2 protein-coding genes are annotated in these 2,891 nt (G+C 31.0%); both read left to right on the top strand.

Features of this window, described 5'->3' with window-relative positions; all coding sequences use genetic code 11:
* The first annotated feature begins 230 nt into the window (after positions 1–230).
* Complete coding sequence (locus tag B5X64_RS22320; RefSeq protein ID WP_228419087.1) at positions 231–1,313, top strand: hypothetical protein; 1,083 nt, start codon at positions 231–233, stop codon at positions 1,311–1,313.
* Positions 1,314–1,721: 408 nt separating this feature from the next.
* The gene (locus B5X64_RS22315; protein WP_079467314.1) at positions 1,722–2,567 is read left to right on the top strand and encodes a toprim domain-containing protein; all 846 of its coding nucleotides are present in this window, start codon (positions 1,722–1,724) and stop codon (positions 2,565–2,567) included.
* Positions 2,568–2,891: the final 324 nt, after the last annotated feature.

The following is a 2,891-nucleotide window of genomic DNA, read 5'->3' as shown; positions in this document are numbered from 1 at the left end:
TTTTTCGGTGCTGCCATAATTAAAATTACTCTTTTTATGAAAACACTCCTTAACTTTTTAATATCTAATGTCTACTTTTTGCTGACGATTTACAAATGATTTTTCAATACAGTCCGTTCCAACGATAAAACGTCCGAAGTTGTCTTAATACTTTCCAATTAATTCCTTCAGATTTAATTTCTAAACGAGATTTTTAATTAATTACATTATTCAATATGGCTGACACAGAAATGAATTTTAAAATGATTCGTAAAATTTTTGAAGAAAAAAGGGATAGAAGCCCTGAGCGAATCAGATTGGGAAACGCTTTCGTTGATGATTTTATTTTTGAGGATCAGGCGGCAGCAGATATTCCCATCAATGCTTTGCGTGTCATTTTTAATATAGTTTCTATAATTAGTGCTGAACAATTTCGACCTGAGGATCGGCCTCATCAACTTTCTTTATTCGATGAGGAATTTGAGACTGATCATAATGTTTTTGCCTCAATTAAAATAAGGAATAGTAAAATCTCACCCAGCGGTTCAACAAAACAAGTCATTGATGCTTATGAGTTTTTGGCTAAGTTTAAAATGGCTTGGTATAAGTCAGTAAATGCAAAGGGAAAGGAGATCAAAACATTCGGAGGATTAATTTCTACTCCTTCTTATGATCAAAGAGGTTACACTCGGTTTTTGATCAGCAGTTACTGGCTTAAAAAATTAATGGTCATTCCTGAGTATAACTACGTCCTCTATAATCTGGTATATAATATCAGTAATAATAAGCATATCATTTTTGCGATATGGCTTTCAAAATTACCAGTGACAGGAACAAGTGTTAAGCTTTCTAATTTGAACAGAAAATTTGGACTGAACTATAAAACAGCAAATGATTTCTGCTTTAAATTCTTAAAACCTGCGAGAATCAATTTAAACAAATTCAATAATCTTTCTTTCAATTATAAGTATAACAAGGATTTGATTTCCATAATACCATATCAGACAAAAGAGGTAAAGACAATTGATCTAGTTGTAGATGTTTCTGAACAATCTAAATTGACAAGGAGATTAAGATACTTCAGAAAAAGATATATGCTGAAGGAAAATGAAATGGTACTTTTTATTTATCATTACAAAAACATACCCCAGACAAGAGTAATGATTGAACAAGCTTTTTCAGAATTTAAAAAGATGAATAGATTGCAAAAAAATAGGTCAACGGACTTTCAAGGAATAACCTTTTTACAGAAGATTCAGGAATATATCATTGTGCTTTATCGAGATACAAAAGTGGGGAAATTATTACCTAATGGTTATCCAACCATTATTTGAATTCGGATTTGAACTCATCTGTCTTTCGGAATTACGCTCATTTGCTTTTCGGAATTCCACTCGCTGACGTTAAAAGGATGTTAAAGTAATTGAGTTTCATATTGAGTTTTCGGAATTGCACTCATTGATGAAAGTCTACATACATAATTGTGGATTACTTATCAATTTTTAAAGGATGTTTTCGGAATTACTCTCATGCATTGCAAATGCATTCTCGGAATTGTACTGATCTCTTTTTCGGAATAGCGCTGATCTGTTTTTCGGATTTCCGCTCACTCAAAAAATAAGTTTAATAAGCTAATACAGGTTAATTGCAGTCATCATTAAAAGTCCAATAAAAGATTACAAAGTTTATTTTTTATTAAAAGAAAAATAAGTCTTTAAAAATTGCTTCAAAAACAAAAAAAAATGAATTGTCAGTACATTAAGAATAGGGTAGGAATCAGAGTGGTGTTAGAGTCATTCAATATATTTCCAGTAAAGGAAAACAAAAGAACTGCTTTTTATTTCGCACTGGATAGAAAGGAAAATGTTCCAAGCCTATCAGTTGATTTTATGAAAAATACTGCTTTTGATTTTGGAACAGGAAAAAGCTATGATGTAATTTCTATTGTTCAAATCATCAACAGATGCTCGGTATCCGAAGCATTAAAATATCTTGTTCGGTTTGATTTTTCTCTTTTTAATTCTGAAGATAAGAAGGGTAGTATCACACAAAAAAACTATGAGGTATTAGAAGCGACAAACATTCGGCATCCTGCTTTAATTCAGTACTTACAATCTCGGAAGGTATACGGACAAAAGGATTTTGTATCGGAGATAAATTATAAGATGAACAACAAAAACTATTTTGGAATTGGTTTTAAAAACGATTCAGGAGGGTTTGAAATCCGAAGTATGTATTCTAAGTTATGTCTGGGAATTAAGGATGTAACATTGATCAAGAATGATTTGAATTCTTGTAACGAAATCATTCTGTTCGAAGGCTTTTTTGATTATCTCACTTACAGAGCGATCAATATTATAAACGATGAAACTGCGGATTATCTCATTTTAAATTCTACAGCAATGTTTTTCAAAGTTGAAAATTTATTAATGGGATATGATAAAATTTTTCTTTTTCTTGATAATGACGACAATGGTAAGACAGTCAAACAAATGATACAAACGAAATATAGGAATGTTGAAGATTGCTCCTCATTATACACTGATTGTAAAGATCTGAATGAATGGTACTGTAACAAAGATATCTAATTATAAAAAAATTACTTGCGAGTTCAAACATGCCGAAAATAGATGATAGTATTTTTAACTTCTTTATAGAAGCATAAGGATTGTTTTTTTGAGATTTCAATAGCAATCGCAACGTTTTAGGGATTGCCGAAGGCGGGGATTTCTAGCACAAAAGTTTAATAGAATACTGTTGTTGAAACTTGCACAAATGCTCAATCAAAGCACTTCAGCCCTGCTTTTGGCAAGCCCTTGTGCTTGTTGCACAACCAAAAATACTAAAAATAAATTTTGTGAATATTAAATAAATAAAATACTATAACTATTTGATAATTAATGTATTATTCA

Source organism: Chryseobacterium balustinum (genome assembly GCF_900168205.1).
In the GTDB taxonomy this organism is placed as follows: Bacteria; Bacteroidota; Bacteroidia; order Flavobacteriales; family Weeksellaceae; genus Chryseobacterium; species Chryseobacterium balustinum.
Note: the sequence above shows the minus strand (reverse complement) of the source record. Positions and strands in the feature narration are given on the sequence as shown.

What these genes read in the sequence shown, in the direction of transcription:
- B5X64_RS22320 (WP_228419087.1), top strand. Translation starts at nt 231, where the DNA reads ATGAATTTTAAAATGATTCGTAAAATTTTTGAAGAAAAAAGGGATAGA.
- B5X64_RS22315 (WP_079467314.1), top strand. Translation starts at nt 1,722, where the DNA reads ATGAATTGTCAGTACATTAAGAATAGGGTAGGAATCAGAGTGGTGTTA.